We start from the raw sequence: 6,000 nt of genomic DNA, 5'->3' as shown, positions 1-6,000 counted from the left end.
CCAGCGTTCGTCCTGAGCCAGGATCAAACTCTCCATAATAGTTAAGTTTAAATCTTGTATTGCTCAAAAAACTAATAATTGACGTTTTACTTCATGTTTTGTTTAGTTTTCAAAGTTCATTTTGTGTCACTCATTGGCGACTTCTATATAATATCAAAGGTATCGCTATTGGTCAAGATGTTTTTATAAAATAATTTTTAAAAAAATGCGTTATTTTCTATTTCTATTAAATTCCCTTATTTTATAAGGGTTTTTACTAAAATACTAGACAAAAACAACGCATTTTTTCATTTCAATATTTAATTTCTTATAATAATTTCTACTTTAATATTTGTTCTATAAATACTTTTCTCTCTTTAGTTAGGTCAATTACTCGATCGCTGTTTTCTTCTTTCACAACCGGTCTTGTTATTTCGTTGCGTGATTGGTATACAATTTTGCCAACTATTCCATTAGATAATAATACTTTATCTCCTAATTGATAATTAATAACAATTTGATTAATAGAATCAATAACAGTTGGATGAAATTTACCGAAGCATTCTTTATTTAAGTGTTCGATAATTTGAAAATCATTTAAATCCTCATTAGAAAATAAAACTTTGTTAAAGAAATAAGCACTTGCCCCAAGTATTGAAGCATATTCGTTAATATGAGTTGCTTTTAACTTTAATGGATATCCACTTCCATCTAATCTTTCTTCATGCTGAAGTATAGCTATTTTCATTTGATCTCGTAAGAACTGAACCTTTTCTACTATACGATAACTATGCATTGGATGGTTTTTATAATCTGGACTATTTTCTAATTGCTGAATGCTTTTAAAATGATATTTAGCATATCCAGCATTACAAAGAGCTGCTGATACACCTACTTGAATAATATCACCTTTTGAATAGTTAAGTTTTTGTGCAATAAGCGTAGAAAGAAGTGTACATAGTAAACTGTGATGAACGATCTTATCTTTATCATCTTTTAAAGTAACACTTGGTCTTGGTATTTTTTTAATCGTTGTATTTTCAATATAGTCGATTAATGGGATTAAGATTTTTCTAAACTCTACTATATTTAGAGGTCCCCCAGATTCCCAACTAACAAAGTGAGTACGATACAATTTCATAGCTTCTTGATAAATACTTATAAATTCTAATGAAGTATTATCATTTTTCGACTCAGAAACATTCGATTCTTGTGCAATATCAACTTCAATTTCATTTATTAGAAAAGCTCTGATTAAATCAATATCGAAAGTTGTTAATTGTTTTCCCACGTCAACTATAGGAGTTTCTGTATTTGCTAAAACTGGTTTACTTATAATCCAGCCTTCCCTTAACATTTCCGTACGCACTTTCATTAGTTATCCCCCGTATTATCAGTTTAAAAAAGAGAGAACAAATAAATCTGTTCTCTCTTATCTTGTCATAGGATTACCTTAAAGTATTATTCTTCTGTTGTTTCGATCTCGTCTGAGTCTTCAAGTGTAGAAGGATCTTCTTCATCCTCTTTAGCAGCAATAGCTACTGTAGCAACATGACCTTCTTGATCTAATCTTATTAGTTTTACCCCTTGTGTAACTCGTCCAAGTCGAGAAATTTGCTCGATTGGCATACGAATGATTACACCAGATTCAGTAATTAACATTAAGTCTTCTTCATCACTTACACATTTTAGAGAAATCATCTTTCCGTTTTTCTCTGTAACATTAAGTGTTTTTAGACCTTTACCGCCACGACTTTGAATACGGTATTCTTCTTGAGAAGTTCGTTTACCATAACCAAGTTCTGTAACAACAAGAATATCTAAGTGTTCCTCAACTACTTCCATCCCTACTACATAATCATCGTCAGAAAGTGTAATTGCTTTAACACCTGTAGCTGTTCTTCCCATTGATCTTACATCTTCTTCGTTAAATCGAATCATCATACCTTTAGAAGTTCCGACTACAATATCTTTAGTTCCATCTGTTAAACGGACTGAAATTACATCATCGTCTTCTCTTAGATTGATTGCGATTAAGCCGTTTGTACGGATATTTGCGAAAGCGGATAATGGAACACGCTTTGAAATACCAAGTTTTGTCGTAAAGAACAGATACCAGTTATCTAAAAACTCACTGACTGGGATGATTGCATTTATACTTTCATCTTTATCAATTTCTAGTAAGTTTACAATTGGAAGCCCTTTAGCTGTACGGCTAAATTCAGGGATTTCATAACCTTTAGAACGGTATACTTTTCCTTTGTTTGTAAAGAATAATATCGTATCATGCGTAGAAGTAGTTAGTAAGTGTTCTAGGAAATCATCGTCATTTGTTCCCATACCTTGAATACCTCTGCCACCTCTACGTTGAGAACGATAAGTAGAAATTGGTAAACGTTTGATATATCCATTATGAGTTAAGCTAACAATGATATTTTCTACTGGAATTAAATCTTCATCTTCAATCATTTCAACTCCACCAGGAACAATTGCAGTTCTTCGTTTATCGTTGTATTGCTCTTTTAATTGCGTTAACTCTTCACGGATAATTTCAAGTACTCTCTCTTCATCTGCAAGAATAGCTTTTAACTCTGCAATTAATTTAATTAATTCTTGATATTCTTCTTCGATTTTTTCACGTTCTAATCCAGTCAAACGTTGTAATCTCATATCTAAAATAGCTTGAGCTTGTCTTTCTGATAAAGAGAATGTTTCCATTAAACCATTTTTAGCAATTTCTCCTGTTTGAGAAGCTCTAATTAAGCTAATTACTGCATCTAAATGATCTAAAGCTACTTTTAAGCCTTCTAAAATATGTGCACGTGCTTCTGCTTTTTCTAATTCAAACTTAGTTCTACGTTTGATAACTACAATTTGATGATCTAGGTAATGCTTTAAGCAGCTTTTTAAAGATAAAACCTTAGGTTCACCGTTAACTAGTGCTAAAAGATTTATACCAAAACTAGTTTGTATAGCAGTTTGTTTATATAAATTATTTAATAAAACATTGGCATTTGCATCTCTTCTTACTTCAATGACAATTCGCATACCATTTCTGTCAGATTCATCACGAAGATCTGTAATACCTTCAATTTTTTTATCGCGTACTAATTCAGCAATTCGTTCAACTAGTTTCGCTTTATTTACTTGATATGGTAATTCAGTAACAATAATTGTTTGTCTTCCGTTAGCTTTTTCTTCAATTTCAACTTTACCTCTGATAATAATAGATCCTTTACCAGTTTCATATGCTTTACGAATCCCAGATTTCCCTAGAATCATTCCCGCAGTAGGGAAGTCAGGTCCTTGAACGTATTCCATAAGTTCTTGAGTAGTAAGTTCAGGATCTTTACTTAAAGCAAGTACACCATCGATTATTTCACCTAATTGGTGTGGTGGAATATTAGTTGCCATACCAACCGCAATACCTGTAGCACCATTTACAAGTAAATTAGGAAAACGGGCTGGTAATACAATTGGTTCTCTCTCAGAACCGTCATAGTTATCTTGAAAGTCTATTGTATTTTTATTTATATCCCGAATTAGTTCCATTGATATTTTAGACATTCTAGCTTCTGTATAACGCATTGCCGCTGCTGCGTCTCCATCTACTGAACCAAAATTACCATGGCCATCTACTAACATATAACGGAAGTTAAAATCTTGGGCCATACGTACCATCGTTTCGTAAACTGCTGAGTCACCATGAGGATGGTACTTACCAATTACTTCACCAACGATACGAGCTGATTTTTTATAAGCTTTTTCTGCCGTCATGCCTAAATCATTCATTGCGTACAAAATTCTTCGATGTACAGGTTTTAAACCGTCACGCACATCAGGTAATGCACGCGAGACAATTACACTCATTGCATAATCTAGGAAGGAATTACGCATCTCATTACTTATATTGATTTCTTTGATTTGTTGATTTTCGTTCAACATCGGCACCTCCCTTTATTTTACGTTTCTATGTAGGAAAAGGAGCATAATAGCCCCTTCATATTTACTTATTAAATATCTAAATTCTTAACATATCTAGCGTTATCTTGTATGAAGTTACGTCTTGGTTCTACTTTTTCACCCATTAATGTTTCAAACGTTTCATCTGCCTCGATTGCGTCCTGAAGATTTACTTGAAGTAAAGTTCTAGTTTCAGGATTCATTGTTGTTTCCCATAACTGCTCAGGGTTCATCTCTCCTAAACCTTTATAACGTTGGATAACTGGTTTTGGAACAGCAGATAAATTCGAAAGTATTTCTTCCATTTGTCGATCATTATAGGCATATTGTACTTTCTTACCTTGTTGAATTTTGTATAAAGGTGGTTGAGCAATATATATATATCCGCTCTCTATTATTTGACGCATATATCGGTACAAGAACGTTAACAATAAAGTACGGATATGAGCTCCATCAACATCAGCATCCGTCATCAATATAATTTTGTGATAACGAGCTTTTTCAATATCAAAGTCATCACCGATCCCAGTACCAAATGCAGTAATCATTGAACGTACTTCATTGTTAGATAAAATCTTATCAAGACGAGCTTTTTCTACGTTAATGATTTTTCCACGTAAAGGTAAAATAGCTTGGAAATGTCTATCTCGTCCTTGTTTAGCACTTCCTCCGGCCGAGTCACCCTCTACAATATAAATTTCGCTTATTGAAGAGTCCTTTGAAGAACAATCTGCTAATTTCCCAGGCAAACTTGAAACTTCTAGTGCGCTTTTTCTTCTAGTTAATTCACGTGCTTTTTTAGCAGCCATACGTGCTCTAGCAGCCATTAAACCTTTTTCTACTATTTTTCGAGCCTCAGTAGGGTTTTCTAATAAGAATTTATCTAACTTCTCACCAAAAACTTGCTCAGTGATTGTACGAACTTCACTATTACCTAGCTTTGTTTTTGTTTGCCCTTCAAATTGAGGATCTGGATGTTTAATAGATACGATCGCAGTTAATCCTTCACGGACATCTTCACCTGATAAATTACTATCTTGTTCTTTAATTAATCCATTTTTACGACCATAATCATTAATTACTCTTGTTAAGGCAGTTTTAAATCCAACTTCATGTGTACCACCTTCATGAGTATTAATATTATTTGTAAATGAGTAGATATTACTTGTATAGCTTTCGTTATATTGAAGAGCAATCTCTACAGTTATTCCATCTTTTTCACCAATAACAAAAATCGGTTCTTCATGAATAACTTCTTTTGAACGATTTAAATGTTCAACATAAGATTTGATTCCACCTTCATAGTGGTACTCTTTCTTTTGTTTGTTTTCTCTACGGTCTTCAATTGTTAAACGGAGACCTCTATTTAAAAAGGCTAGTTCTCGTAGACGATTTGCTAGCGTATCAAATTCATAAATTGTTGTTTCTGTAAAAATTTCTTCATCAGGTTTGAAATGTGTAATCGTACCTGTTATTTCTGTTTCACCAACAATACTCATATCGGCTACTGGAACACCTTTTGCAAACTGTTGATAATAAATATTCCCATCACGATGAACATGAACTTCTAACATGGTAGAAAGGGCGTTAACTACTGAAGCACCTACACCATGTAATCCACCTGATACTTTATAACCGCCACCGCCGAATTTACCCCCAGCATGTAGCACTGTCATGATAACTTCAAGTGCAGGTCTTCCCATCTTTTCATGAATACCAACTGGAATTCCACGACCGTTATCTTTAACAGTAATACTATTATCTTCTTCTATAATAACGTTAATTTCATCACAATAACCCGCTAAAGCCTCATCGATACTATTATCTACAATTTCCCATACTAAGTGATGTAAACCTTTTCCACTTGTAGATCCGATATACATACCTGGTCTTTTACGAACGGCTTCTAAACCTTCTAGAACTTGTATTTGATTTTCATCATAATTATGTTCTTGCATTTTTTGATCCATTGTCATGAACACTCACCTACTTTTCTTATTTTACATAAAAGAACTAACAAATTTCAGCTATGCTTTTTAGGCGGCGTAGTAGAAATTT

General features: G+C 33.3%; 3 protein-coding genes. All 3 read right to left on the bottom strand.

Features of this window, described 5'->3' with window-relative positions:
• Nucleotides 1-319 precede the first annotated feature (319 nt).
• The gene (locus CAB05_RS16295) at nucleotides 320-1,354 is read right to left on the bottom strand and encodes an HD-GYP domain-containing protein (RefSeq protein WP_088001672.1); all 1,035 of its coding nucleotides are present in this window, start codon (nucleotides 1,352-1,354) and stop codon (nucleotides 320-322) included.
• Nucleotides 1,355-1,440: 86 nt separating this feature from the next.
• The gene (gyrA, locus tag CAB05_RS16290; RefSeq protein WP_088001670.1) at nucleotides 1,441-3,921 is read right to left on the bottom strand and encodes a DNA gyrase subunit A; all 2,481 of its coding nucleotides are present in this window, start codon (nucleotides 3,919-3,921) and stop codon (nucleotides 1,441-1,443) included.
• Nucleotides 3,922-3,992: 71 nt separating this feature from the next.
• A complete protein-coding gene (gene gyrB, locus CAB05_RS16285) occupies nucleotides 3,993-5,912 on the bottom strand; it encodes a DNA topoisomerase (ATP-hydrolyzing) subunit B (RefSeq protein ID WP_088001757.1) in 1,920 nt (639 codons plus the stop codon).
• Nucleotides 5,913-6,000: the final 88 nt, after the last annotated feature.

Source organism: Gottfriedia solisilvae (genome assembly GCF_002128405.1).
Taxonomy (GTDB): Bacteria; Bacillota; Bacilli; order Bacillales; family Bacillaceae_G; genus Gottfriedia; species Gottfriedia solisilvae.
This window is presented reverse-complemented; position numbering and strand designations above follow the sequence as displayed.